Below are 24,061 nucleotides of genomic sequence, written 5' to 3'. Positions count from 1 at the left end.
GTCAGGTCGAAACGTGCAGCGATTGCCATTGATCGATACATGCCGCGAGACCGGCAACGTTCGACGCATCGAGTATCGAGTCGTGATCGCCGGGCGCGACGGCGACGTCGATGCCGTCGGCGAACCAGCGGCGCCAGCCGAGCGACGGATCCCGGTCCGGATGCGTCTGGCCGTGCGAACGGACGAACAGCGCGGCGACCCGACGGATTTCGCCGGGAACGTACGCGTCATGCGCGACGAGATTCGAGCGGAACACCCGCAGGAAGTCGTGCAGCATCGCGACCGGGGTGCGCGGCCGGGCCGCGACGATCGTCTCGAACACATGCGCGAGCCGGGCACGCGCCGGGATCGCGCGCAACTCGGCGAGGGTCGGCGGTCTCGCTGCGGCGGGCGCCGTGCCCGACATCATCAGGCGGCCGAATTCGACGAGTTCCTCGTCGGCATCCAGCGTGCGGTTCGGGCGCGACGGATTGAGCCGTTGCACGTCGATCAGCACGGCCGAGGGCGATGCGCCGGACGCGCCAAGCCGCGCCGCGATCTCCGCCGCCACGATGCCGCCGTATGACCAGCCGAGCACCGTGACGGGGGCGCCGCCGAATGCGTCGCGGATCGTCGCGGCGTATCGGCGCGCGAGCGAGGCGACATCCCGCAGCGGCTGCCGCTTGCCGTCGAGGCCGTCGGCCTCGATGCCGTACACCGGCGTCGCACCGTCGAGCGCGCCGGCCAGCGCGAGGTACGGCAGCAGCGTGCCGCTCAATGCATGAATCATCACGATCGGCGGGCGCGAGCCGCCGGGTCGCAGTTCGATCAACGATGCAGCGTTCATGGCTCTACCCTGTCGGCGGCGCGGGAACGATCGATCAGCGCGCGCAGCGCGCCGGCCGTCGGATTCGCGCGAAGGTCGGCGACGGTCAGCTCGACCGACAGCCGTTCCCGGACGAAGTACAGAAACTGGATGGCCAGCAGCGAGTGGCCGCCGGATTCGAAAAAATGCGCGTCGTCATCGGGCGGCGGGGCGCCGAACACGTGCTCCCAGATGGCATACAGATCGTGCCGCGCCGCCGCGGCCGGCGTGCGACGGGGCGTGGCCCGATGCGCGGCGTCGGCGGGCTCGCCCGCGTGGCGCGTGGCGCCGCCCTCGAGCGGCGCGGCGGCCTCGACCACGTATCGCTGGCGTTCGAACGGATAGGTGGGCAACGGAACCCGCCGCGGTTGCTCGTCGTGAAGCGGCGCCGCATCGACGGGCAGGCCGGTTTCCCACGCTGCGCCGAGCATGTGCAGCCAGGCCGCGCGGCCGCGCGTGCCGGTGCCGGCGAACGGGCTGAACACCGCATGGCGCGACGGGTTACCCGAAATCTTCACGAGATCGCCGAGGAACGAACCCGGCCCGAGTTCGACGAGCACCGACCGAGACTGCCGGTTCAACAGCGTGATGCCGTCCTCGAGCCGCACCGCGTCGGCGAGATGTCGCCCCCAGTACGCGCGATCGTCGAGCAATGGCGTGTCGGCCCAGGCGCCCGCATGAAGGCAGACGAACGGGATGCGCGGCGCGCGCCGGGCGACGCGCGACGCGCGTTCGTCGAGCGTTGCGGCGACGGTCCTCAGGTGGCCGGTGTGATAGGCGTGGGGCGACGCAATGCGCGACGTGGCGATCTTGCGTCGTTCCAGCGCGATCGCCTGCTCGGCGATCGCCGCCTCCGGCCCACCGACGATCAGCAGCCGGCGCGAACAGTACGCCGCGATCTCGATACCGGACACGCGCAGCGGCTCGAATCCCTCCTTGGGCGCATGCACCGCGAGCAGGGTGCCGGACGGCGCGGCGCGCATCAGCTGCGCGCGTTCCCAGACGAGCGCGAGCGCATCGTCCTCGCGATAGACGCCTGCCACCGTCGCCGCGGTCCATTCGCCGAGACTGTAGCCGAGCACGAACGCCGGTTCGTCCGACGACAGGCGCCACAGGTCGTAGAGGGAGAGCTGCAGCGCGAACATGATCGGCTGATCGAGCCCGTCGCCGGGCCCGGCCGACGTCCCGGATGTCGCGCGCCGGCTGGCGAACGCATGGCGGAAGTCGGTGCCGGACAAGGCGGTCAGCGCGTCGAGCCGGCGTTCCAGCGCGCGCCGGAACGCGGCGACCTCGTCGTGGAGCGCGAACATCGCCGACAGGTCGGCGGCGCCCATGCCGGGGAACAGCAGGCCCGTGCGCAACGGCAGGTCCTGATCCGTTTCGGGAAAGTCATGGACGATCCGGGTTTCCAGCTGGCGCGCCGCATCGACCGGATCGTCGGCAACGAGCGCGTGGCGCACGGGGCGCGCGTCGCGGCCGGCCTGCAAGGTCCACGCGACGTCGGCGAACGGCTGATCGGGATGGCTGCGCAGGTGCGCGGCGAGCTGGGCCCGCATCGCATCGAGCGCCGGCTGCGTTCGCGCGGACAATAGAATCAGCTGCGGCGCCTGCGTGACGGATCGCGCCGGCAGGGTGGGCGCCGGACCGACGATCACGTGGGCGTTGGTTCCGCCCATGCCGACTGAATGCACGGCGCCGATTACGCGCTCCGTCCACGGCCGCGCGGCGCGGTGTACCTCGAGGAACGCGTCGTTGCCGTCGAACAGGGGATTCGGCGCCTCGAACCCGGGGGTGGGAACCAGCGTGCGGTGCCGCAGGCAAAGCACCGTTCTCACGAATCCCGCGAGGCCGGCCGACGCGTCGCTGTGGCCGACCGACGCCTTGACCGAGCCGATGCCGATCCGGTGATCGTCGCCCGCCGGCAGCCGGTACGCTTCCGACAGCGCCTGGATTTCGATCGCATCGCCGAGCGGCGTGCCGCTGCCGTGCGCCTCGATGTAGCCGATCCCGGAGGCCGTGATGCCGGCGTCGCGCAGCGCTTCCTGGATTACCCGGACCTGGCCGTCGACGCTCGGCGCGGTGAAGCTGATCTTGTCGGATCCGTCGTTGTTCGACGCGCTGCCGAGCACGACGGCGAGGATGTCGTCGCCGGCGGCAAGTGCGTCGTCGAGCCGTTTGAGCACGACGCAGACGACGGCGTCGCCGCTGACGGTGCCGTCGGCGCGCGCATCGAACGGGCGGCAATGGCCGGTCGCCGAAATGATGCCGCCCGTTGCCGCGTGGCGGCCGGCGCGCGGCGGCCACGAAATCGACGCCGCGCCGGCGATGGCCATGCCGGCCTCGCGGTTGCGCAGGCTCCGGCAGGCCAGGTGAAGCGCGACGAGCGAACTCGAGCAGGCGGTCCGCACGAGCATGCTGGGGCCGCGCAGGTCGAGCTTGTACGAGGTGCGCAGCGCGAGAAAGTCGCCGTAGGTGCCGTCGAGTGCGAACGGACTGTCGAGCGTCTCGCGGTCCAGATGCCGAAGCAGAAAATGCTCGTATTCGGACCGGCGTGACGACGCGAACAGCGCCACCGGGTCGCGGTGCGCGGGCGATCCGTATCCGGCGTGTTCGAGGGCGCCCGCCGCGCACTCGAGGAACAGGCGCGCCTGCGGATCGAGCAGGGCGGCCTCGGCCGGCGCATAACCGAAGTAGCCCGCGTCGAAATAGGCTTCGTCGCCGAGCACGCCGCGCACGCGAACATAGCCTTGCGGATCGTCGTTCGCGGCAATCACGCGCGATTCCTGCAATTCGCGCAGCGAAAATTCCGTCAGGCCGGAGCGGCCTTCATGCAGCAGGCGCCAGAACGCGTCGATATCGGGTGCGCCGGGAAAGCGGCCCGCCATGCCAACCACCGCAATACCATCCGCCATCTGGGTTCCCGTGACGAGTCGCGTTGAGAGAGCAGAAAATTTGCACGAGCGTTCGCCGAAGCGTCAAGCACGCCGCGGCTTCTCGCCTTCGAATCGATGGGCGGGACGCAGGTATTGCATCGTTGATATGACCTGCGCCGCAAGCTTGACACCACTTTGGTTCGCCACGACGATGGCTCGCAATCGTCCGGTCCCGGACGAATTCGCGAGGCATGGTCGAGGCGCGTGTAATGACGGATATCGATGTGGCGGATTTTCCCGTCGCCGTGATCGGCGGCGGTGTCATGGGCAACGGCATCGCGCTGAATGTCGCGATGTCCGGGTTTGACGTTACGGTCGTCGAAACGGACGCGCAGGCGCGGGCCTCGTTCAACGAGCGCCTGAGGCGGGCGTATCAGCTTGCGCGCTTCGTCGCGAAGCCGGAATCGGCGCCGCGCGCGCCGTTCGCCGACATCTGCGCGCGGATCCGCATTGTCGACGCGTTGCCGAGCCGGCTCGACGTCGCGATCGCGATCGAATGCATCACCGAGAACGTCGCCGCGAAGGCGCGGCTCTACCGGGCGCTCGAGGACGCGAGTCCGCCCCGCACGCTCTTTGCGACCAACACGTCGTGCATCTCGGTGGCGACGATCGATACGTGGACGCAACGTCCTGACCGGACGGTCGGCATCCATTTCATGAATCCCGCGGCGGTGCGGGACGCGGTCGAACTGATCCGCGGGCCGCACACGTCGGATCAGACGATCGATACGGTTGCCGGGTTTCTGGGGCGACTCGGCAAGCGCTTCAACATCGTCAACGACGCAACGGGGTTCGTGATCAACCGCGTGCTGATGGTCGCGATCAACGAGGCCATCGGCCTCGTCGAGCGCGGCGTTGCCTCTGCCGAGGATGTCGACGCGCTATTCGTGCGATGCCTCGGGCACCAGACGGGGCCGCTCGCGACCGCCGACCTCATCGGGCTCGACGTCATTCGCGACAGCCTGATCGTGCTGCGCGACGAATCGAATGACCGTTTCTACGAGCCGAAGGCGCTGCTGTCGCGGCTGGTCGCGGCCGGATCGCTGGGGCACAAGACGGGAACGGGATTCCACACCTATCGCGAGACGAAAGCATGAGCAATGACACACGAGATACCGTCCGGACGTTTCTGCAGGGACTGACGAACCGGCCGTTCATCGATCAGGAAGAGAATCTGTTCGAGCGTGGGCTGCTGACCTCGTTGACGGCGATGGCCGTCGTCGACTGGATCGAGACGACGTTCGGGTTCACGGTCGAGGGCGACGATCTGACCCAGGCCAACCTGGGCAGCATCCGCGCGATCGCCGCTTATATCGACTCCCGGCTGACCGGGGCTGCCCCTGTCGCCGCCGGAGGAAATGCATGCGCGACGAACGCGGCGTGACCAAGTGCGTCGTCTGGGACTGCGATGACACGCTGTGGGAGGGCGCGCTGCTGGAAGGCGGCGGGCAACGCCTGAAGCCCGGCATCGAGGCGATCATCCGGGCACTGGACGGGCGCGGCATCCTGCAGTCGATCGCGAGCAAGAACAATCATGACGACGTGGTCGCGCGGCTCGAAGGGCTCGGCATCGGCGAGTTCTTCGTCGCGCCGCAGGTCGGCTGGTATCCGAAATCGGCGATGCTCAAGCGTTTGTGCGAGATCCTGAACATCGGCGAGAACGCGCTGATGATGGTCGACGATCTCGCGTTCGAGCGCGACGAGATACGCAGCGAACTGCCGAACGTCGTCTGCATCGACGCCGCCGCCTATGCGACGCTGCCGGATCTGCCGCACGTGAATCCCGCCGTGATCAGCCGGGATGCCGGCGAGCGGCGGCTGCGCTATCAGGAGGAGGCGCGCCGGAAGTCGGACCAGGAGCGCTTCGAGGGGCCTGCCGACGCATTCCTCGCAAGCCTCGGCATGCGCATGCGCATCGCGCGGGCGACCGAGGACGATCTCGAGCGCGCCGAGGAGCTGACGCGTCGCACCAACCAGATGAACACCACCGGCATTCCGTACGATCGCGACACGCTGCACGCGCTGCTCGACGACGAGCGGTTCGCGATACTGATCTGCGACGTCGACGATCGTTACGGCACATACGGCACGGTCGGCCTGGCGCTCGTCGAGCTCGGGGACCGGGACTGGCGGATCCGGCTGTTCCTGACGTCGTGTCGCGTCGTCAACCGCGGTGTCGGGAACGCGTTTCTGCATACCATCATCAATCGCGGGGTAGCGGCGCGCCGGGGCATCACCGCCGACTGGCGCGGCACCGGCCGCAACCGGCCGATGGAACTCACCTACCGGCTCGCGGGCTTCCGGTCGGACAGCGTGGAGGCGGTCGACCCGGCCATCCAGGTCCTGCGCCTGGAAGCGCCCGGGGAACGCGCGGTGCCGCCGTATATCGCGATCGACGCGACGGCATTCGACCGCGTGCCCGCGTCGTGCGCGGCACGTTCGTGACCGGCGCGGCCGAGCTTGCGCGTGCGGCGCTGCGCGACGCCGGGCCGAACCTGTTCGCCGAACGCATGCTCGCGATCTTCGACCTGCCTGTCGGCGACTACATGCGGGAGCTGGCGCGCTATCGGCCTGCGTCGCCGATGGATCCGCCGTTCCGGAATGCGCTGCGGCGGGCGCTGGACCGCAGCGGCCTGCCGGACGCGGACGCCGCGGACGCGCTCGCCCGCCTGGAGCACGGCCGGACGCTGCAGACCAGCGGTCACCTGACGCTGAGCAACGGTCCCGGCTTCTTCGGCGTCGACTGGCTGTCGACGCTGGCTGCGAACGGCCCCGATACGCCCTGCGTGATCGGCGTATTCAGCGGCGTGCCGTTCAGCAACGACGCGAAATCGGGGTGCCTGAATTTCGGCGACCGCTACGGCTTGAGCGACGTGATCGATGCGCGCTGCCCGGCGTGGCGCGACCTGGCGCGCGCGGATCGCGATCGCCGTCACGGGACGCGCGAGCGGCGCGTCTCGCTCGTCCCGGCCCGTCTGGCACGCAGGCTCGTGTTCGGCGCACGCGTGCCGGACCGGACGCACGAGCTGCTGCCGTATCTGAGCGAACCCTTGCAGCGCATCGTGCCGCCCGCGATCACCGCCGACATGTCCGCGCTCGCAACCACGATGTGCGCAAGGCTGGAGAGCGCCATCTTCGGCCGTCCGATGGTATTCCTCGATCTATGCGAGCTGGTGTCCGACTATCTGCAGACGGTGCTGCTCGACGACGGCCACCCGATGGCGCGGCTGTGTTTCGATGCCGCATTGAACACGCGGCTGCGGCAGGCGCTGCCGCATGTTTCCTGGTTCAGCTGCGCGGGGCCGGACGGCGATCGCTGCGAGCAACTGCGCATCGACGGCGCCCGCCTGACCGGACGGGGCTTCGACCTGGGCTGGGAGCCGGCGTCGGTCGCGGCGGCGCTGCGGGACCGCGTTCTGTGTCCGGGCCTGTTCCCGGTATTCGCATCGATCGCATTCGTGAACCAGTTCCAGTGCTTCGGCAGCTTCAACCAGGTTCAGTACCTCACGCAGATGAAGCGCGTGCTGTGGTCGTTGCGCGGATTCGACGGCGACTCGATCGCCGCGATACCGACCGACGCGTTGACGCTGGGGAGGGCGCGCAACGACGACGGCTCCGAGGTGCATCCGATCGACGTGCTGCTCGGTTCGCCGATCGAATGGGACCCGCATCGATCGGTCGGCGATTTCGCGTCGACGGTGATTCTCAAACGGCGCTGGCAGCGAAACGGATTCGCGGACGCCGGAGACCGGCACCCTCACGCGTTCGATGCCGCCTTGCACGGGTGAGCGACGCGCGGGTGGTGTCGGGTATATTCAGCAGGTTCTCACCCTTCACGTTATCCGTTCAATGGAATCAAGACGCAAGACAGTGGGCGTAGTCGCTCCCGCGGGTGTGCCCGATCCGCAAGGCGTCGAGCGCGGCATCGCGCTCGTCGAAAGCTGGGGCTTCAAGGTCACGACGGGCGCGCATCTCGGCAGCCGGTACCGCTATTTCGCCGGTACCGCCGAGGAGCGCGCGGACGATCTGCGGCGCATGCTGATGGACCCGTCGATCGACATCGTCTGGCTCGCGCGGGGCGGATTCGGTTGCGCGCATCTGCTCGAGCACCTGCCCGACGAGATCGCGACGCCGAAGACGATCATCGGTTTTTCCGACGCGACGTCGCTGTTCTGCGCGCTCGCCGACCGGCCCGGCGTGCGCTTGTTGCATGGCCCGACATTCCACAGCCTGGCGACCAAGGTCGACGACGCGACGCGTGCCGACATGTGTGCCGTGCTGACCGGCGGCGAACGCGCCGCGCTGAGCTTGCGGCATTTGTCCGGCGCTCCCGGTGCGGTGCAGGGACGTCTGTGCGGCGGCAACGTGACGGTGCTCGCGAGCGTCGCGGGTACGCGCTGGTCGCTTCGCTCGCGCGACGCGATCGTCCTGCTGGAGGACGTGACGGAATTCGGCTACCGACTCGACCGCAGCCTGACGCAATTGCGTCTGAGCGGCGCGTTCGACGGGGCCCGCGCGTTCGTGCTCGGGCAATTCACGCGCTGCCCGATCCCGGACGGCGCGGATTTCACGCTCGAGCAGATGCTTGTCGACGTGCTGGGCGGCTTCGGCCTGCCGATCTACTCGGGTCTGCCGATCGGACATGAACACCGCAACGTCACCTGGCAATACGGCAGCCAGGCTGCCATCGAGAACGGCGAGATCCGGTTCGACGCGTAGCATCGAATCTGGAAGGGCAGGAGCGCATATTCAAAGCCGGCTATCCCGGGCACAGGGCCCGGTCGCGCTAGTGGTCTTGCTTGCGCATGACGTGTGGAAAGCGGCACGCGCAACCGACACACTCACTTGGCCGCCCGCGACGCGCACAGTGCCAGCCTCGGCGGCTTCGTCGCTTCGACTTTCTCGTCGACGCTGCGCCACCACCGCTCGCCGCGATGCGGCGCAGCCAGTGCGAGGCGTTCGCCCATGCGCGGCGTCGACAGCTCGACGCCGCGTGCAGCCGCCAGCGCCGTTACTCGCTCGAACGGCTCTTGCCAGCGGTGCATCGCCAGATCGAACGTGCCGTTGTGAATCGGCACCAGCCAGCGGCCGCGCAGGTCCACATGCGCCTGTACGGTCTCTTCGGGTTGCATGTGGACATACGGCCATTGCGCGTCGTACGCGCCCGTTTCGATCAGCGTCACGTCGAACGGACCGAGGCGCTCACCGATGGTCCTGAAGCCGTCGAAGTAGCCGGTGTCGCCGCTGAAGAACACGCGCAGATCGTCGTCGACGATGACCCACGACGCCCACAGCGTGCTGTTGCCGTCGAACAGGCTGCGGCCGGAGAAATGCTGCGCAGGCGTGGCGGTCAACGCCAGGCCGTCGATCTCCGCGCTTTGCCACCAGTCGAGCTGGCGCACCTTCGCCGCGTCGATGCCCCATTCGATCAGGCGATCGCCGACGCCGAGCGGCGTCAGGAACACGCCAGTCGTCGCGGCCAGCGCGAGCACCGTATCGCGATCGAGGTGGTCGTAGTGATCGTGCGACAGGATCACGCCGCGCAGCGGCGGCAGGTCGGCGAGCGCGATCGGCGGTGCGTGGAACCGCTTGGGGCCGAGGCGTCGGAACGGCGACGCGCGCTCGGCGAACACGGGATCGGTCAGCCAGAACTGGCCGCGCAGCTTGAAGAGCAGCGTCGAATGCCCGAGCCGGTACAGGCTGCGGTCGGGCGCCGCGTCGAGCTGTGCGCGGGTGAGCGTATCGACCGGAAGGGCGCCCGCCGGCACCGCGCCGCGCGGCTTGTTGACCAGCATATTCCACATGATGCGCAGCATCTTGCCGACGCCTTCGACCGGACGCGGCGCATCGTTGCGGAAGCGTTCGCCGTCATGTTGCCGCGACCCGGCGGACGATATGCGGCCGCGCTGCGCGGCGGTGAAGCCCAACGTGCGATGAACGAAATCGGGGAGCGATGTCATGGGAGCCATCCGGATAAAAGTGCACTGCACAGTGTAGTTTATCTTCGGGAAAAGTAAACTGGCGGGTGTAAAATTCGGGAATGGATACGAGTGCCACTCATCAACGTCTGACGGATCGAAAGCGGGCGGCCATCATCGGCGCCGCGATCGAGGAATTTCTCGCCGCCGGTTACGACGCGACCAGCATGGACCGCATCGCGGCGCGCGCGGATGTCTCGAAGCGCACGGTCTACAACCATTTTCCGAGCAAGGACGCGCTGTTCGCCGCGATCCTGCATCAGCTCTGGGACGCAAGCCGGACCGGCAGCCTGCCTGCCTATCGCGGCGACGCGCCGTTGCGCGGGCAACTGCTCGAATTACTGGCGCGCAAGCTGCGTCTCCTCAACGACGCGTCTTTCATTGCGCTTGCGCGAGTCGCGATCGCGGCCGCCATTCATTCGCCGGAGCGCGCGCGCGACATGGTCGAGCGTTTCGGCGAGCGCGAGGAAGACGTGACGGTATGGATTCGCGCGGCTGCCGCTGCCGGCCGGCTCGCAGCGCCGGATCCGGCCTTCGCGTCGTTTCAGCTGCTGGGTGCGATAAAGGCGTCCGCGTTCTGGCCGCAGGTAACGATGGGCCAGCCTCCGCTCGATGAAGCGGCGCAGAAGCGGGTCGCCGAGTCCGCGGCCGACATGTTTCTCGCGTACTACGAGCGCAAGCAGGACGACGGCGGCAAGGACGAAAACGGTTGTTGAGCTACATTGAAAGCACGCCGATGCCGATGCCGATGTTGCACGGATCGCGCGAGCGAGTGCGGCATCGCATCGCCGCGATATGGCCGGCGCAATGCGCCGGGCGGGAGATACACGAATACCGATGAAAACGCTGCTGATCGTCTATCACACGATGACCGGGGGCACGCGGCAGATGGCCGAGGCGGCCGCCGGCGCGGCGCGCGAGCAGGCCGGCGTGTCGGTCAGGCTGCAGCGCGCGGACGAGACGGGCCCGGACGACGTGCTGGCGGCCGATGCGTACCTGTTCGCGACGCCGGAGAATCTCGCCGCGATGTCCGGGTTGATGAAGGATTTCTTCGATCGCTGCTATTACGCGGCGCTCGATCGCGTGAACGGGCGCCCGTACGCGACGATGATCTGTGCCGGCAGCGACGGACAGAACGCGTTGCGCCAGATCGATCGCATCGCGACCGGCTGGCGTCTCAATAACGTGGCGCCGGGCCTGATCGTGTGCACTCATGCACAGACGCCCGAACGCATCCTCGCACCGAAGACGATCGGCGCTGACGATCTCGCGCGCTGCGCCGAACTCGGCGCGGGCCTGGCGGCCGGTCTCGCGCTCGGCGTGTTCTGACGACAAGACGCAAGACCGGGCGGACCGGGGGCGAATCCGGCGCGGGCCTGGCACTCCCATAAATGGTTACGTACGCGCTGAAGCAGCTGCGGCCCCGACTGCGGCCGCACAAGGAAAGCGAACCGCCCGTCCGTCAGACGAGACGCGCGCGGTATACTCCTGTCCTGCGTTCCATCCGGCAGCGAGGCCGGGTGCCTGGACAGATGCGTGTGACATGCTGCTCATGCCGTGTCTTCCGTGTCGGTGACGGAGTGGCCGAAAGCCGCCATCCGGAGCCGTTGCGCGATGTCCGGCGCGGGCTCGCGCGGTGTGCGCGGTGGACGCCACGGTCAATATTCCTGGTGGATTGAATTTATGGGTTTTGAACAACTTGCCGCCCTGCGGGATCAACTCTCGGCGAAGGCCAAGCAGGAGCGGAATGCGAAGCGCGCGAAGGCGCAGCCGGATTCCGGAACCAAGCCGTCGTCCGGCGGCAAGCCGGCTTCGGGGGCCAAGTCGCCCGCCGGGGCGAAGGCGGCTTCGGGCGCGAAGGCGTCGTCCGGCACCAAAGCGTCTACGGGCGCCAGACCGTCGTCCGGCGGCAAGCCGTCGGCGCCGGTCGATCCGGTCGTCGTCGCGATCGGCAAGCTGCAGAAGCGCTTCCCGCTGGCATTCCCGAAGAATCCCGCGCCGAAGGTGCCGCTGAAGGTCGGCATCTGGGCGGATCTCGCCGGCCAGGCGCAGGCAGTGGGGCTGACCGAAGCCGAGCTGCGCGAAGCCATGTCGACCTGGTGCCGTGGCAACCGTTACTGGTCCTGCCTGGTCGAGGATGCGGTGCGTGTCGATCTGCAAGGCAACGAAGTAGGGCGGGTGACGAAGGACGACGCGGCACGCGCGCGACGACTGAAGGCACGCGGCCCGAGAAAGGGGCCTGCACAAGCCGCGAAGGCCGGCGCGCAACCGGAGAAGGCCGACGTTCAGGCTCAGCCGGCCGAAGTCGCCGAGCCGCAAACGACGGACGCCGGGACGCAAGTGGCGCCGGTCGAGCCGCAAGCAGCGAAAACCGAGTAACGCGTCGACGCGATACCGCGACCGCCGGCGTGTCCTGGACCGCCGGCGGCGCAAGCAGGGTTTCCCGGGCGCACGCCCGGATCGATGCGAGATCCGACGTTGGCGGGCAAGGTGCGGCGCCTCCGGACCTGTCTCCATGACGGGATCACGGCATGCATATTCCCCGCCATCTTCCGCCGGATCGCGTGAATGCCGCCACGACCGTGCAACCGCGGGATCGAGTACCTGCTCAATTGGCTGGGACCGGCGACACGCTGACGATTTCGCTCGCGAAATCCACTTCGGTATCCTGATCGATCGCGGCGATTTCCTGCGGCGCCGGTGTATCGGGCGCTCGCCTGGCCAGCGGATGCCATGGCCGGCAGGACGAACCGGCAGCGCCGCAACAGGTAATCACGCGATACGCATCGCCGGAATTACCTTATCCGAAAGCAATTTGTCAGGAATGGGAAATATCGGTGCGATGTAAGTCATCGCCCGACGAAGCGCTGCTTGTTGCTGGCAGGCGACAGCTCGGTATATTGATTAAAAATACGAATCATTATCGTTTAATATTTCGAGATATTACAGGCCGCGGGTCGGACGCCGCGGCCTTTTTCATGTCTGCCGAAGCCGATCCGTCGACCGTTTTCTTTCGTATCCGATGAAACTCAACAAGAATGCTTGCCGCGCGCTCCTGATCGCGACGTCGCTCGCCGGTGCCAAAACGTCGTATGCCCAGACGAACGACACGCCGGCCACGCTGCCGACGATCTCCGTCAACGCCGCCGCCGAACGCGCGGCATACGACGCGAGCCGCTCGCGCTCGGCGACCAAGACCGACATGTCGCTGATGGATGTGCCGCAAACGGTGAACGTGGTGCCGCATGCGGTGATCGAGGACCAGAACGCGACGTCGATGCAGGACGCATTGCGCAACGTGCCGGGCGTCGGCTTCTCGGTCGGCGACGGCCAGCGCGACCAGATCACGATTCGCGGCTTCAACAGCATTACCGACCAGTACGTCGACGGCATTCGCGACGACGCGCTGTACTACCGCGACCTGTCGAACGTCGAGCGCGTCGAAGTGCTGAAGGGGCCGGCTGCCGTGCTGTATGGACGCGGCTCGGCGGGCGGCATTGTCAATCGCGTGCTGAAGCGGCCGCAGGCGAACCCGGTGCGCGACGTCGGCGTGACGCTCGGCACGCGCGGCGAGCGGCGCAGCGACTTCGACCTCGGCTGGAACGCGAACGACGCGGCGCGCTTTCGCATCACCGGCGCGGTGGAGAACTCGAACAGCTTCCGCGACCAGTTCCAGTTGAACCGCCAGGCGATCGCGCCGTCCGCGCAGTTCAAGCTGAGCCCGGACACTGTGCTCAACGTCGAGTTCGACTACCTGCACGACCGGCGCACCTCCGATCAGGGGATCCCCGCGTATCTGGGGCGGCCGGTCGACGTGCCGATCAATACGTTCTACGGCTCGGCCGATGCGACGAACAGTTCGTACAACGATGTGTCGGCGAAAAGCGCGACCGTGTCGCTCGATCATCGCTTCAGCGATGCGCTGTCGTTCCACGGCGCGGTCCGGGCATACGATTTTTCGCTCGAGCGGAAGAACTACGTGACGTTCCAGCCGATCAGGACCGCCGCGCGTCCGACCGTGACGCTCGACCAGTCGACGCGGCAGCGTACCGATCACGGCGTCGACGGCGTGTTCGAGCTGACGCAGAAGACGGCGCTGTTCGGCATGCGCCACGAGCTGCTGTACGGGCTCGAGCTGTCCCAGCAGCAGAAGTTCGACACGATCTACAACGCGTCGAAGGTGGCGACCTACGATCTCTACCATCCGCAACTCGTGAACCTGCCCGGCGTGCCGGCCGGCACGCCCGCGCGGACGAACGCGTCGACCGTCACCGGCCTCGTCGGCGTCTACGCGCAGGACCTGATCTCGCTGACGGAGCACTGGAAGGTGCTCGCCGGCCTGCGCTTCGACTACCTGAACCAGATCCGCCACGACTACACGTCGTCGAACGTCAACCTCGACCGCACCGATCGCGCATGGAGCCCGCGCGTCGGCCTGATCTACGAGCCGCTCGACTGGCTGACGCTGTACGGATCGTTCAGCCAGTCGTTCTCGCCGCTCGCCGACACGCTGATCAGTTCCGGCGCATTCGCGAACGGCGCGGCGCTGGCGCCGCAGAAGACCACCGCATACGAGATCGGTTCGAAGTTCGATCTCGGCGGCAAGGCGCTGGCGAGCATCGCGCTGTTCGACATGCGCCAGACGAACCAGCAGATCGGCGACCCGGCGCATCCCGGCTATGCGCTGCCGATCGGCACGCAGCACGTGCGCGGGATGGAGCTTGGTTTCTCCGGCGAGATCGCGCCGAAGTGGTCGGTGTACGCCGGCTACGCGTACCTGAACGGCACGGTGGACGGCTCGCCGCAAGCGACGTCGGCCGGGCTGGCGCTGTCCAGCAACACGCCGGGGCTGATGCCGCGCCATAGCGCGAACCTGTGGCTCAAGCGCGAGCTGCCGTACGGCTTCTACGCAGCGGCCGGCGCGCAGTTCCAGTCGGCGCGCTACACATCCGCGAGCGATCTCGTCACGCTGCCGTCGTTCACCGTGTTCAATCTCGGCGCCGGCTATCGCAGCAAGAAGGTCGACGTGACGCTGACGCTCGACAACCTGTTCGATCGCCGCTACTACATCTCCGCGCACGGCAATGCCGACATGTACAACATGCCGGGCGAGCCGCGCACGCTGACCGCCACGGTCAAGTGGCACATGTAACGTGTGGCGCGGAAATGCCGCGAGCCCGCCGGGCGGGCTCGCGTGCAGCCGGCGCGAGTGGCCGGCTGCACGGGTGCGGTCACGATTCGAACGACGTCATGCCCGACTGCAGATAGTTCTGGATGCCGACCTTCTTGATCAGGTCGAGCTGCGTCTCGAGCCAGTCGATGTGTTCCTCGGTGTCCTCGAGAATGTGCTCGAGGATTTCGCGCGACACGTAGTCCTGCGCGGATTCGCAGTACGCGATCGCCTCCTTGCAGGTGGCCTGCGACGCCCGTTCGAGCTTCAGGTCGCATTCGAGGATTTCTTCCGTATGCTCGCCGACGAGCAGCTTGTGCAGGTCCTGCAGGTTCGGCAGGCCATCGAGCATGAAGATCCGCTCGATGAGCGCATCCGCATGCTTCATCTCGCCGATCGATTCGTCGTACTCATGCTTGCCGAGCTTGTCGAGCTGCCAGTGACGATACATGCGCGCATGCAGGAAGTACTGATTGATCGCGGTCAGTTCGTTCTTCAGCTGCGCGTTCAGATAGCCGATGACCTTCTTGTCGCCTTTCATAGCGGTTGTCTCCCATCCGAGCGGTGTCCACTTGCGTTGCGTCGTGCCGCTTCAACGATAGTCAGTCGCGCGTCGAATCTCAATCTGACATGGGTGAACCGGCGAGGAAACCGGAAGGCGAATCAGTCGCATTCTTCTATGCGATGTGCAGCGAATTCCGCGTCACGCGAGCAGGTCTTCATGGAATGCGCCGAACGGACGCGTCGGGTGAGCGAGCTGGATTTCCAGGATCCACCGGCCGGCGTCGGGGCACGCGTCGAAGTCGCCCAGGTCGCCGGCCTTGTAGATCGCGTGCGGAAAGTCCGACACGCGATGCCCCTTGATGGCCGAGGCCGTGTAAAAACGTGCAGAACGGCCGACCGGTGACGCCCAGTTGGACGCACAGTTGCTTTTGGTCGAGGCGCAGGCAGATGAATTGATCGTGTTTTACAGGCAAACAGCTTCGGCGCGCTAGTTCACGCGCCTGCCAGCTTCATTGCTCGCATCGTCTTTGCGAATCCGAGGATCCTGATGACTCGCTTGAGGTTGTATGCCAGCACATGCAAACTCATTTCGGCCGCAACTTGGCCCAAACCGCGGGTCTGGAAGTGGGTTGAGCCCATCCAGTGTTTGAGTGTGCCGAACACGTGCTCGACCGTCCGGCGTCGTATCGTCATGGCGTCAAGCTGACGATCCAGTCTTGACTGCATTGCCTCAAGCACCGCTTCGTGTTCCCATCGTCGGATGCGTCTGTAGTCTGCCGGCGTGCACTGGCTTTTCATCGGGCACTTCGGGCAAGCGCTACTCCAGTAGGTACGCAAGGTCATCGGATTTTCGCGCTCGACCGAACTGAATCGGTAAATTGCCCGCTGGCCTGCCGGACACAGGTACTGATCGTCCCTGGCAATGTAGATGAAGTCGGCCCGGTCGAACCGCCCGTCAGCCCTGGCGCTCGATGTTTGTGTTTTCGGCACCAGCGCCGCAATACCCGCGTCGTCGCAAGCCTTGATTTCCGTTGCATTGAAGTATCCACGATCGGCCAGTGCCCTGAGACTCTTCTTGCCCATTGCATCGCGCGCGGCCTTGGCCATCGGACTTAGCTGCGCGCGGTCACTGCCGACGTTCGTAACTTCGTGCGTCACGATGAGGTGGTGCTTCGTATCAACAGCCACCTGAACGTTGTAACCAACCACGCCCGTGCCCTTGGCTTGCGACATCATCGAGCGGGAGTCGGGATCAGTCAGAGAAACTTGCTTTTCCGGCAGATCGTTCAGGAGTTCCGCCGCACGGTCCAGATCGCGCATCTGTTCGCGCAGCGTCTCGATCTTATCCCGTAGCCGCTCGGTCTTCGCTTCTACTTCGGCAGGCTGAGTACGATCCGCTGTTTCCAGCGCGTCCAGGTAACGCTCGATGCTTTGTTCGATCTGTTCCTGACGCCGCGCAATCTTGTTGGGTGTGAAGTTGTTGTCGCGGCTGTTGACCGCCTTGAACTTGCTGCTGTCGATAGCCACGATCGCTTGCGTGAACAGTTTGAGATCACGGCAAATCATCACGAAGCGTCGGCATACATTGCGAATGCCGGCGCCATTGCTGCGTCTGAACTCGGCAATCGTCTTGAAGTCCGGCGCGAGACGGCCCGTCAGCCACATCAGCTCGACATTGCGCTGGCACTCTCGCTCCAGACGTCGGCTCGACTGCACGCGATTCAGATAGCCGTAGATGTAGAGTTTGAGGAGAACGGCCGGATGGTAAGACGGTCGGCCCGTAGTCGCGGGCGTGGTACCCACGAATCCCATTGAAGCCAGATCGAGTTCGTCGACGAATGCATCGACTATCCGGACGGGATTGTCTTCAGCGATAAAGTCTTCGAGACATTCCGGCAGCAACGTTGCCTGATTGCGGTTTGCACCTTCGACAAATCGCCCCATCTCCGCCTCTCGCGCTAACAGGTTGATTCAGTCTAGGCGATCGGGCCAGTTTTGACACAGCCTCGTCCAGGTTGAGGCGCCAGCCGAGTTCCGCCGCACGTCGTTCGGCGAACGCGTAAAGCGCCGTGCCGGCCGAGCGGGTGGTCTGCCAGTGACGCTTCACGTCGTCAAACAGGGTGCGTGCCGCGTCCGCGCAGGCCTGCATCTGCGCGTCGTCGCCGACGACGAACGTCGCGCCGGCGTCGCCTTCGTGTGCATTCCACACGACGCCGATGTCGATGAAGAAGATGTCGTTCTCGCGCAGGCACGGATCGCCGTCCGAACGCTGCTTGAAGGTCTTCAGCGTGTTTTCGCCGAAGCGGACGATGACCGGGTGCCAGATGCGGTCCATCCCGAGTTCCTTCATCACGGTCGTGCAGTGCGCGGCGGCTTCCGACTCGCGCATGCCCGGCCGGATCAGTCCGGCAACGGCGTCGACGACTTCCCATGTCCGGTCGCGTGCCGTCAGCATCTGCTCCAGCACATACTTGCTGCCCACCGCCTGCTTCGTTTCGGTAGTCACGCGCGTTGCTCCAATCCCGTTATAACCACATGAATATAGCGAGGGGCGGATGGACTGTCCACGACGCGGGTCGAGCGCGCCGGCGAAAAATGACGTCGGGCCGTCAAGCAGGTGAGATACTCTGCGCACGTCGCCGCAAGCCCTGCGCAACATACACCCCCCCAATCCCATGCATTCGAGATTCAACGCGATCGTCGTCGCCCTGACCGCCGCCGCACTGTTCGGCGCCGCCACGCCACTGGCCAAGGCGCTCCTTGGCGCGATGTCGCCGTTCATGGTGGCCGGCCTGTTCTACCTCGGAAGCGGGCTCGGCCTGGGCGCCGGTATCGTGATCCGCCGGCTGCGCCGGCCTGCCGCTCATGCCGACACGGGCCACACGCTGAAGAAATCGGAGCTTCCGTGGCTGGCCGGCGCGATCGCGGCGGGCGGCGTCGCCGGGCCGGCGCTGCTGATGCTCGGCCTGGCGAGCACGCCGGCCGCCACGAGTTCGCTGTTGCTCAACCTGGAGGGCGTGCTCACTGCGGTGATCGCATGGGTCGTATTTCGCGAGAACGTCGACCTGCAGGTGTTCCTCGGCATGGTGGCGATCGTCGCCGGCGGCGTGCTGCTGTCGTGGAAGCCGGGCGCGGCGGGTGTGCCGACGGGCGCGCTGCTGATCGTCGGCGCCTGCCTGTGCTGGGCGATCGACAACAATCTCACGCGCAAGGTGTCGGCGAACGACGCGATGGTCATCGCGTGCGTGAAAGGGCTGGTCGCGGGTCCCGTCAATATCGCGGTCGCCGTCGCGGCGGGCGCGGCCTGGCCCGCTGCCGCGACGACGGGGGCCGCGATGCTGACGGGCCTGGCCGGCTACGGCGTCAGCCTCGTGCTGTTCGTCGTCGCGCTGCGCGATCTCGGCACCGCGCGCACGGGCGCCTATTTCTCGGTTGCGCCGCTGTTCGGCGTCGCACTGTCGCTGCTGATCTGGCCGGAGCTGCCATCCGTCGCGTTCTGGAGCGCCGCCGCGCTGATGGCGCTCGGCATCTGGCTGCACGTGCGCGAACGGCACGACCACGAGCATGCGCACGAACGGCTCGAGCACACGCATCGGCATCGCCACGACGCGCATCATCAGCACACGCACGACTTTCCGTACGAAGGCGACGAGCCGCATACGCATCCGCACGTGCACTTGCCGATCACGCATTCGCACGCGCATTTCCCGGATATCCATCACCGTCACCGGCATTAGGCGCCAGCGTTCGGTTGCCTCCTTTCGATTCACGCGGAATCGTTCAGCGCGTGACGACCAGCGCCACATGCATGCCGGCCGAATAGTGGCCGGGCTTGTTGCAGATCAGCGCGTAGTGGCCGGGTGCAAGCGTCAGCGCGAGACGCCTGCGCTTGCCCGGTGCGATATCCTCGACTTCGCCGACCTTGTGCAGACGCTGTTCCAGCACCTGTCCGTTGCGCATGGGCAGCGCGCCGTCGGCGAGTTCCGTCTTCAGCACGACGAGCTCGTGCGTCATGTCGCTGTCCACTGAATTCACGACGTCGAACGTGACCTTGCCGGCTTTCACGTCACGCGGTTCGAGCTGGATCGAGTCCGAGCGCAGCATTGCCTTGACGGTCTGCTGCGCGTGGCACGCCTGCGACGCGATGCCGAGCGCAGCCATGCCGGCGACGAGCGCGGCACGACAAGCGGGGTTCATGGTTGCCTCCCTGTGCGGTGAAACGGTGCGCCTGTCGAGACGGGCGCACCCTGTCGACCGGCAAGGACGGGCAAGCCGGGGCGACGGTGCGCCTCTGTTCCGATGCGCGATGTACGTGCAGTAAACGTTCGGCCCGGACGGCTTATTCCTGGGGGCAGGCATCGTTTTCCAGCGAGCTTGATTGCGTCGTGCGGAGCCGCAAAGTCGCGGAGCGAATCCACGCTCGTTATATTCTGCTGTATATTGCGAGGTCATGGAGAAGCGACGCACCGTCGAATGACGCGCGTTCGGTTGCAGCGAGGGTGGGATGGATGAACTGGCGCAGCAGGGGCAGGACGACGGCGTTGCACGCGGCGCGCTGTCCGCGAAAATCGTGCCGCTGAGGCGGCGCGAGGACGGGCAGCGTGCGGAGCGGATCGCACACGTGGTGGATGCATTCGCGCGATTGCGCGGCAGCGTGGTGCGTTTCATCGCGATGCTCGACGAGCGGTGCGACGCGGATGAGCCGAACTCCACCGGCGCGCCCGACGCGCCGCGTTTCGATGCGCTGCTGCAGGCGCTCGCGTTCGGCGCGGAACGCGCGGAGTTTCGTCGCCTGCCCGAGTTGCAGCGCTGCATCGAACGCGTCGGGGCGGCGGAACGATACCGCGACGTGATCTTTGCGCATTCGCCGCCGGCAAGCGATACCGAGCTCCGCGATGCCGCCACGATGCTGGAGCTGCTCGACGGCGAGCTCGTCGGGCTGTGCGTCGCGCACGTGCTCGCGGGGCGCGCCGAGCACCCGTTGCCGCCGGATGCGGCGTCGGCGCCATGCAGCGGGCGCGAGCACTCTGCCTGAATCGCCAATTGATCGAGGTCCGCGATGGAGACGCCCCCGTTTCGACTGTCCCGACTGGCATCCGGCCAACCCGGTGCGAAACTGCCGCATCCGCCGCAGGACCGCTGCTGCATGCCCGCACCGGTCACTCGCGCGGAGGCGACCCGCCGGGCGCGCCTCGCCGAACTCGATCCGCATTTTCACTGCTCGGTGATCGGCACCTGCCTGACGACGGCGGAACTGCGCAAGCTCGTGCCTCGCTACGCCGACGTCGACCGCGAGCAGGCCACCGACCTGCAGATCCATCATGCGGCGGTCGAGCTCGCGACGCAGGGCGGCGAAGGCGCAAGGGCGCTGCACAAGGCGCTCGATCAGCGATACGCGCTCGCGATCAAGCGCTTCGGCGCCGCGACGGATGCCGACGCATTGCGCGCGCTGTGGGCCGATGCATTGAAAACCGGCGACGTGCCGCCCGCGTACTGGGCCGTCATCACGCATCCGGCCGGCACGCCGGCGCTGCGCCAGCTTGCGTTCGGCGACGTGCACATGCTGTCGCATCTGGTGGGTGCGGCGAACCGGGCCGACATCCGGCGCCTCGTCGCGCTCGAAGAAGAGAACGTGACGCTCAGGAGCAAGATCGAGCGCCAGCAGCACAGGTTGCTGACCTTCGCCGTCGAACGCGACGCCGAGGTACGCGCGTTGCGGGCGACGATCGAATCGCTGAGCGCGGTGGCGAGCCGCCGTGCCGAGCCGGCGGGCGACGACCTGCATGCGGAACTCGCGCGATTGCGCGACACGGCGAGCGAGCGGGATGCCGTCGTCGCGCTGCATGCGAGCCGCCGCGGCGTTGCCGAGGATCGGCTGCAGGAAGAACAGCTGCGGGTGCAGGCGCTGCGCGCGCAACTCGACGAGATGCGCGACACGATCGACACGATGAAGCGCGAAGCGCATGCGATCGAACAGACGGTGCTGCGCACGCTGGCTGAAGCCGAGAGCGAGCCGACCGCGCTCGCGCGCGTGCAGGGCAAGCGCATCGTGTACGTCGGCGGCCGACCCGGATCGCAGGCGGCGATCCGGCGGCTCGTCGAATCCGCGGGCGGATCACTGACGGTCCACGACGGCGGCATCGAAGACCGCAAGGGCAAGCTGGCGGCGTCGATTCCCGGCGCCGACCTGGTCGTGTTCCCGGTCGACTGCGTCGATCATGATTCGATGAACACGCTCAAGCGTCTGTGCGAGCGGCACCAGGTTGCTTACCACCCCCTCAGGACGGCGAGCGTCGCCAGTTTCGTCGACCTGATGACGGACGACCACGACGCAACGGCGCGGCCGTCCGGCTGCAGCCGCGTATCGGCGTTCTGCCTGCGGCACGGTTAGCGCCGCGGCGAGTCGTCAGGACTGCATGAAGCCGGTGAGGGCCGCGATCTGTTTCGCGCAATGCTTTTGCGCCTGCAGCTCGATCGCGCGATAGAGACGGACGATTTCCTCGCCGACCGGCGTAAGCGTGCAGCCGCCGCCGCTGTGCCCGCCTTGCTCCGATACGGTAGCGGGTGACGTCAGCGATCGGTTCAGTTCGTCGATCAGCAGCCACGCCCGGCGGTAGGACATGCCGAGGCTGCGCGCGGCCGCCGAAATCGAACCGTGTGCGCGCACCGCTTCGAGCAACGCGACTTTGCCCGGGCCGAGCGCGACCGTGTCGCCCTTGCGGATGCGCATGCGGAAACTCACGCTGGGTTCATCGGCTGCGGGTCGCGTCGCGTCGGTAGAGGGCTTGGTCATGCGCGACAGGATACACGAAGGGGCTGTGCGCGATGGTTATTGCGCGCGCGGAAAGCAATGGGCGTAGTCCTCGCAACCGGGGCATCCCGGCGCGGGGGCGGGCGGCACGCCGAGGTCGGCCGCGATTTCGCGCGCAAGAAACTTCTTCCAGCGCAGGTGCGCAACGTTGCGCGCCGCGAGCGCGGGGAAATAGCGCGCCAGCATTGCGGACACCGCGTCGCGACCGTCGAGCCCGAGGTCCCGCCACAAATGATCGGGACGCAGGCACGCGTGCGCGATGATCGCGGCGACGCATGCGGCGTCGTCGTAGCGAACAGCGCGATCGGCATCGCGCAACAGCAGTGCGCTCAGCGTCGCGACGAAGTCCGCATGCACGCTGTTCCAGAGCGTGATCCTGGCAGGCGGCGCGGCGATCGCGTCCGGCTGCAAGCGTGGAAAGTGGCGGGCAAGCAGCGCGGCGAACTGCGCCTGAGAAAGGCCGAGCAGCGCAAGGTCGCCGCGTCCGGCTCGTGCCGCGACGAGCGTCGCGAACAGGCGGGCGTCCGGCGCATCGGCATCGGCCGCGCCGGCCAGCAGCGTGCGCCGGTGTTGCTCGCAGGCGAGCGGCAGGTTCGATGGAGCGGACATCACGGCGCCAGCACGCGGGCGATGACCCGCGCGAGCCGATTGACGTGGCGGGGCGCCGCAAACACGTCGGCGCCCGAAAACAGCACCGGCGCGCCGTCGGCGGCGTCCAGCGGCCGGCCGCCGCATTCGCAGGCGACGATCACTTGCTCGCCGACTGCCGTGTTGAACAGCTCGTGCCACGAAAACGTCACGGTATAGCCGTCTTGCCCGACGGCGAGAAACACCATCCGCTTGAAGTCGCCGGGCTGGTCGCAGCGCAGTCCTGCGCGTGAAATCAGGTCCGTCAGCCGCATGCCGCGGTATCGATCGACCGCTCGAATGAAGCGATGGGTCCTGAAGCAGCGCAGCTCGAACGGTTCGACCGTCACGTTCGCGCGCCGCCTGAGCTCGTCGACGGAAATCGACAGCGGGTCGATCACGTCGCCGCTCACGTGCACGACGCCGTCGCTGTCGCGATACGCGGGTTCGGCGATGGCGGTCAGGATCTCCGCGGTCCCCATGCTTCGGTCTCCAGATCGATGCCCGGGCGGCCGCCCGGGCGCTATAGCGGAGCGTATATCACGACGGCGACCCGCGCAAATCCACGGGGCAGGTTCGATGCGCGGTTGTCCGCGCGCGGCCGCGTTTGCCGGGGCGTCACTCGACGCCGACGATCACGCTCGATGCCTTGAAGATCGCCGTGGCGGCCTTGCCGCTGGCGAGCCCGAGACGGTCGACGCTGTCGTTGGTCACGATCGCGACGATCTGCGCGCCGCCCGGCGCGGCGATCGCCACTTCCGAATTGACCGCGCCCTTCGTGACGGACGACACGGTGCCCGCGATGCAGTTGCGGGCCGATACCTTGCTGCTGTCGACATCGACCATCACGACGACCGACGACGCCTTGACCAGCGCGAATGCCGCGGAGCCGGCGGCAAGGCCCAGCGACGCGGCGCTGCCGTGCGTGATGACCGCGACGATGTCGAGGCCATCCTGCGTGCGGAGCGTGATTTCGTCGTTGACTGCGCCGGCCTTGACGGCGGCGACCTGACCGGCGAAGTGATTACGGGCGCTGGTTCGCATGATGTGTCTCCGGAACGGGGTTCGCCGCCCGGCGGGCGGCGAAGGATTGAAGGGATGCGCCGGACAGTTTACCGCTGACGCGAACGGCCGGCGACCTCCGATCGCTATGGCGCGGATCACGAATCCGCAGACGGATGGCGCGAGCGCGTC

Annotated in this window: 23 protein-coding genes and 1 pseudogene; 12 read left to right on the top strand and 12 right to left on the bottom strand. The window is 66.9% G+C overall.

Annotated features, from left to right (window positions below; genetic code table 11):
- Position 1 precedes the first annotated feature (1 nt).
- Positions 2–826, bottom strand: coding sequence for a thioesterase domain-containing protein (locus B7P44_RS32795; protein ID WP_084910206.1), 825 nt, complete (start codon positions 824–826; stop codon positions 2–4).
- A complete protein-coding gene (locus B7P44_RS32790; RefSeq protein ID WP_084910205.1) occupies positions 823–3,756 on the bottom strand; it encodes a type I polyketide synthase in 2,934 nt (977 codons plus the stop codon). Before B7P44_RS32790 ends, B7P44_RS32795 begins: the two co-directional genes overlap by 4 nt.
- A 230-nt stretch (positions 3,757–3,986) precedes the next feature.
- Here B7P44_RS32790 and B7P44_RS32785 point away from each other — a divergent pair, with 230 nt between their 5' ends.
- The 5 genes from B7P44_RS32785 (at position 3,987) to B7P44_RS32765 (ending at position 8,496) form a co-directional block, all read left to right on the top strand.
- Positions 3,987–4,874 (top strand): 3-hydroxyacyl-CoA dehydrogenase family protein, encoded by an 888-nt coding sequence (locus B7P44_RS32785; protein ID WP_162296944.1) that lies wholly within the window; start codon positions 3,987–3,989, stop codon positions 4,872–4,874.
- On the top strand, positions 4,871–5,161 hold the full coding sequence (locus B7P44_RS32780; RefSeq protein ID WP_084910203.1) for an acyl carrier protein: 291 nt from the start codon (positions 4,871–4,873) through the stop codon (positions 5,159–5,161). The genes B7P44_RS32785 and B7P44_RS32780 overlap by 4 nt, the downstream gene beginning before the upstream one ends.
- A complete protein-coding gene (locus B7P44_RS32775) occupies positions 5,140–6,222 on the top strand; it encodes an HAD-IIIC family phosphatase (protein ID WP_084910202.1) in 1,083 nt (360 codons plus the stop codon). The genes B7P44_RS32780 and B7P44_RS32775 overlap by 22 nt, the downstream gene beginning before the upstream one ends.
- Complete coding sequence (locus B7P44_RS32770) at positions 6,204–7,565, top strand: hypothetical protein (RefSeq protein WP_084910201.1); 1,362 nt, start codon at positions 6,204–6,206, stop codon at positions 7,563–7,565. The genes B7P44_RS32775 and B7P44_RS32770 overlap by 19 nt, the downstream gene beginning before the upstream one ends.
- An 82-nt stretch (positions 7,566–7,647) precedes the next feature.
- Positions 7,648–8,496, top strand: coding sequence for a S66 peptidase family protein (locus B7P44_RS32765; protein ID WP_321970422.1), 849 nt, complete (start codon positions 7,648–7,650; stop codon positions 8,494–8,496).
- A 122-nt stretch (positions 8,497–8,618) separates the two neighbouring features.
- Here the strand turns inward: B7P44_RS32765 and B7P44_RS32760 are convergent, their stop codons facing one another.
- On the bottom strand, positions 8,619–9,737 hold the full coding sequence (locus tag B7P44_RS32760; protein WP_084910199.1) for an MBL fold metallo-hydrolase: 1,119 nt from the start codon (positions 9,735–9,737) through the stop codon (positions 8,619–8,621).
- 80 nt (positions 9,738–9,817) lie between these two features.
- On the opposite strand from B7P44_RS32760, the gene B7P44_RS32755 reads away from it, so the two are divergent.
- The 4 genes from B7P44_RS32755 (at position 9,818) to B7P44_RS32740 (ending at position 14,907) form a co-directional block, all read left to right on the top strand.
- Positions 9,818–10,471 (top strand): TetR/AcrR family transcriptional regulator, encoded by a 654-nt coding sequence (locus B7P44_RS32755; RefSeq protein WP_084910198.1) that lies wholly within the window; start codon positions 9,818–9,820, stop codon positions 10,469–10,471.
- Between the two features lie 121 nt (positions 10,472–10,592).
- On the top strand, positions 10,593–11,084 hold the full coding sequence (locus B7P44_RS32750) for a flavodoxin family protein (RefSeq protein WP_084910197.1): 492 nt from the start codon (positions 10,593–10,595) through the stop codon (positions 11,082–11,084).
- Positions 11,085–11,438: 354 nt separating this feature from the next.
- Positions 11,439–12,134 (top strand): ProQ/FinO family protein, encoded by a 696-nt coding sequence (locus tag B7P44_RS32745; RefSeq protein ID WP_084910196.1) that lies wholly within the window; start codon positions 11,439–11,441, stop codon positions 12,132–12,134.
- A 643-nt stretch (positions 12,135–12,777) separates the two neighbouring features.
- Positions 12,778–14,907: a TonB-dependent receptor gene (locus tag B7P44_RS32740; protein ID WP_084910195.1), complete on the top strand. Its 2,130-nt coding sequence runs from the start codon at positions 12,778–12,780 to the stop codon at positions 14,905–14,907.
- A gap of 79 nt (positions 14,908–14,986) precedes the next feature.
- Here B7P44_RS32740 and bfr read toward each other — a convergent pair whose 3' ends face one another.
- The 4 genes and pseudogenes from bfr to B7P44_RS32720 all read right to left on the bottom strand — a co-directional run bounded on the left by bfr (position 14,987) and on the right by B7P44_RS32720 (position 18,211).
- On the bottom strand, positions 14,987–15,466 hold the full coding sequence (bfr, locus tag B7P44_RS32735) for a bacterioferritin (protein WP_084910194.1): 480 nt from the start codon (positions 15,464–15,466) through the stop codon (positions 14,987–14,989).
- A gap of 162 nt (positions 15,467–15,628) precedes the next feature.
- A pseudogene (locus B7P44_RS32730) lies at positions 15,629–15,790 on the bottom strand (M24 family metallopeptidase); the annotation flags it as partial.
- A 131-nt stretch (positions 15,791–15,921) separates the two neighbouring features.
- Positions 15,922–17,373: an IS1182 family transposase gene (locus B7P44_RS32725; protein WP_084910193.1), complete on the bottom strand. Its 1,452-nt coding sequence runs from the start codon at positions 17,371–17,373 to the stop codon at positions 15,922–15,924.
- Positions 17,297–18,211, bottom strand: coding sequence for a M24 family metallopeptidase (locus tag B7P44_RS32720; RefSeq protein ID WP_231716868.1), 915 nt, complete (start codon positions 18,209–18,211; stop codon positions 17,297–17,299). The genes B7P44_RS32725 and B7P44_RS32720 overlap by 77 nt, the downstream gene beginning before the upstream one ends.
- Here B7P44_RS32720 and B7P44_RS32715 point away from each other — a divergent pair.
- Positions 18,105–19,166: a DMT family transporter gene (locus tag B7P44_RS32715; protein WP_084910191.1), complete on the top strand. Its 1,062-nt coding sequence runs from the start codon at positions 18,105–18,107 to the stop codon at positions 19,164–19,166. The two genes, B7P44_RS32720 and B7P44_RS32715, sit on opposite strands and share 107 nt — an antisense overlap.
- Positions 19,167–19,209: 43 nt before the next feature.
- Here B7P44_RS32715 and B7P44_RS32710 read toward each other — a convergent pair whose 3' ends face one another.
- Complete coding sequence (locus B7P44_RS32710) at positions 19,210–19,626, bottom strand: plastocyanin/azurin family copper-binding protein (RefSeq protein WP_084910190.1); 417 nt, start codon at positions 19,624–19,626, stop codon at positions 19,210–19,212.
- Positions 19,627–19,933: 307 nt separating this feature from the next.
- Between B7P44_RS32710 and B7P44_RS32705 the strand changes: the two genes are divergently transcribed.
- On the top strand, positions 19,934–20,464 hold the full coding sequence (locus B7P44_RS32705; RefSeq protein ID WP_084910189.1) for a hypothetical protein: 531 nt from the start codon (positions 19,934–19,936) through the stop codon (positions 20,462–20,464).
- Between the two features lie 24 nt (positions 20,465–20,488).
- Positions 20,489–21,820: a DUF2325 domain-containing protein gene (locus tag B7P44_RS32700; protein ID WP_084910188.1), complete on the top strand. Its 1,332-nt coding sequence runs from the start codon at positions 20,489–20,491 to the stop codon at positions 21,818–21,820.
- Positions 21,821–21,835: 15 nt separating this feature from the next.
- Here B7P44_RS32700 and B7P44_RS32695 read toward each other — a convergent pair whose 3' ends face one another.
- The 4 genes from B7P44_RS32695 to B7P44_RS32680 all read right to left on the bottom strand — a co-directional run bounded on the left by B7P44_RS32695 (position 21,836) and on the right by B7P44_RS32680 (position 23,911).
- Entirely contained in the window at positions 21,836–22,159 is a 324-nt protein-coding gene (locus tag B7P44_RS32695; RefSeq protein WP_084910187.1) for a winged helix-turn-helix domain-containing protein, read from the bottom strand.
- 99 nt (positions 22,160–22,258) lie between these two features.
- Positions 22,259–22,849, bottom strand: coding sequence for a nitrogen fixation protein NifQ (locus tag B7P44_RS32690; protein WP_084910186.1), 591 nt, complete (start codon positions 22,847–22,849; stop codon positions 22,259–22,261).
- A complete protein-coding gene (locus B7P44_RS32685; RefSeq protein WP_084910185.1) occupies positions 22,849–23,349 on the bottom strand; it encodes a molybdopterin-dependent oxidoreductase in 501 nt (166 codons plus the stop codon). The genes B7P44_RS32690 and B7P44_RS32685 overlap by 1 nt, the downstream gene beginning before the upstream one ends.
- A gap of 136 nt (positions 23,350–23,485) precedes the next feature.
- The gene (locus tag B7P44_RS32680) at positions 23,486–23,911 is read right to left on the bottom strand and encodes a TOBE domain-containing protein (protein ID WP_084910184.1); all 426 of its coding nucleotides are present in this window, start codon (positions 23,909–23,911) and stop codon (positions 23,486–23,488) included.
- Between the last annotated feature and the right edge of the window lie 150 nt (positions 23,912–24,061).

The organism is Burkholderia ubonensis subsp. mesacidophila, from assembly GCF_002097715.1.
In the GTDB taxonomy this organism is placed as follows: domain Bacteria; phylum Pseudomonadota; class Gammaproteobacteria; order Burkholderiales; family Burkholderiaceae; genus Burkholderia; species Burkholderia mesacidophila.
The sequence above is the reverse complement of the archived record's forward strand: the minus strand, read 5'-3'. Positions and strand labels throughout refer to the sequence as shown.

What these genes read in the sequence shown, in the direction of transcription:
- B7P44_RS32795 (WP_084910206.1), bottom strand. Translation starts at nt 826, where the DNA reads ATGAACGCTGCATCGTTGATCGAACTGCGACCCGGCGGCTCGCGCCCG.
- B7P44_RS32790 (WP_084910205.1), bottom strand. Translation starts at nt 3,756, where the DNA reads ATGGCGGATGGTATTGCGGTGGTTGGCATGGCGGGCCGCTTTCCCGGC.
- B7P44_RS32785 (WP_162296944.1), top strand. Translation starts at nt 3,987, where the DNA reads ATGACGGATATCGATGTGGCGGATTTTCCCGTCGCCGTGATCGGCGGC.
- B7P44_RS32780 (WP_084910203.1), top strand. Translation starts at nt 4,871, where the DNA reads ATGAGCAATGACACACGAGATACCGTCCGGACGTTTCTGCAGGGACTG.
- B7P44_RS32775 (WP_084910202.1), top strand. Translation starts at nt 5,140, where the DNA reads ATGCGCGACGAACGCGGCGTGACCAAGTGCGTCGTCTGGGACTGCGAT.
- B7P44_RS32760 (WP_084910199.1), bottom strand. Translation starts at nt 9,737, where the DNA reads ATGACATCGCTCCCCGATTTCGTTCATCGCACGTTGGGCTTCACCGCC.
- B7P44_RS32755 (WP_084910198.1), top strand. Translation starts at nt 9,818, where the DNA reads ATGGATACGAGTGCCACTCATCAACGTCTGACGGATCGAAAGCGGGCG.
- B7P44_RS32750 (WP_084910197.1), top strand. Translation starts at nt 10,593, where the DNA reads ATGAAAACGCTGCTGATCGTCTATCACACGATGACCGGGGGCACGCGG.
- B7P44_RS32745 (WP_084910196.1), top strand. Translation starts at nt 11,439, where the DNA reads ATGGGTTTTGAACAACTTGCCGCCCTGCGGGATCAACTCTCGGCGAAG.
- B7P44_RS32740 (WP_084910195.1), top strand. Translation starts at nt 12,778, where the DNA reads ATGAAACTCAACAAGAATGCTTGCCGCGCGCTCCTGATCGCGACGTCG.
- bfr (WP_084910194.1), bottom strand. Translation starts at nt 15,466, where the DNA reads ATGAAAGGCGACAAGAAGGTCATCGGCTATCTGAACGCGCAGCTGAAG.
- B7P44_RS32725 (WP_084910193.1), bottom strand. Translation starts at nt 17,373, where the DNA reads ATGGGGCGATTTGTCGAAGGTGCAAACCGCAATCAGGCAACGTTGCTG.
- B7P44_RS32715 (WP_084910191.1), top strand. Translation starts at nt 18,105, where the DNA reads ATGCATTCGAGATTCAACGCGATCGTCGTCGCCCTGACCGCCGCCGCA.
- B7P44_RS32720 (WP_231716868.1), bottom strand. Translation starts at nt 18,211, where the DNA reads ATGAACGGCGACATCGCGCCAAGGAGCGCCTTGGCCAGTGGCGTGGCG.
- B7P44_RS32710 (WP_084910190.1), bottom strand. Translation starts at nt 19,626, where the DNA reads ATGAACCCCGCTTGTCGTGCCGCGCTCGTCGCCGGCATGGCTGCGCTC.
- B7P44_RS32705 (WP_084910189.1), top strand. Translation starts at nt 19,934, where the DNA reads ATGGATGAACTGGCGCAGCAGGGGCAGGACGACGGCGTTGCACGCGGC.
- B7P44_RS32700 (WP_084910188.1), top strand. Translation starts at nt 20,489, where the DNA reads ATGGAGACGCCCCCGTTTCGACTGTCCCGACTGGCATCCGGCCAACCC.
- B7P44_RS32695 (WP_084910187.1), bottom strand. Translation starts at nt 22,159, where the DNA reads ATGCGCATCCGCAAGGGCGACACGGTCGCGCTCGGCCCGGGCAAAGTC.
- B7P44_RS32690 (WP_084910186.1), bottom strand. Translation starts at nt 22,849, where the DNA reads ATGTCCGCTCCATCGAACCTGCCGCTCGCCTGCGAGCAACACCGGCGC.
- B7P44_RS32685 (WP_084910185.1), bottom strand. Translation starts at nt 23,349, where the DNA reads ATGGGGACCGCGGAGATCCTGACCGCCATCGCCGAACCCGCGTATCGC.
- B7P44_RS32680 (WP_084910184.1), bottom strand. Translation starts at nt 23,911, where the DNA reads ATGCGAACCAGCGCCCGTAATCACTTCGCCGGTCAGGTCGCCGCCGTC.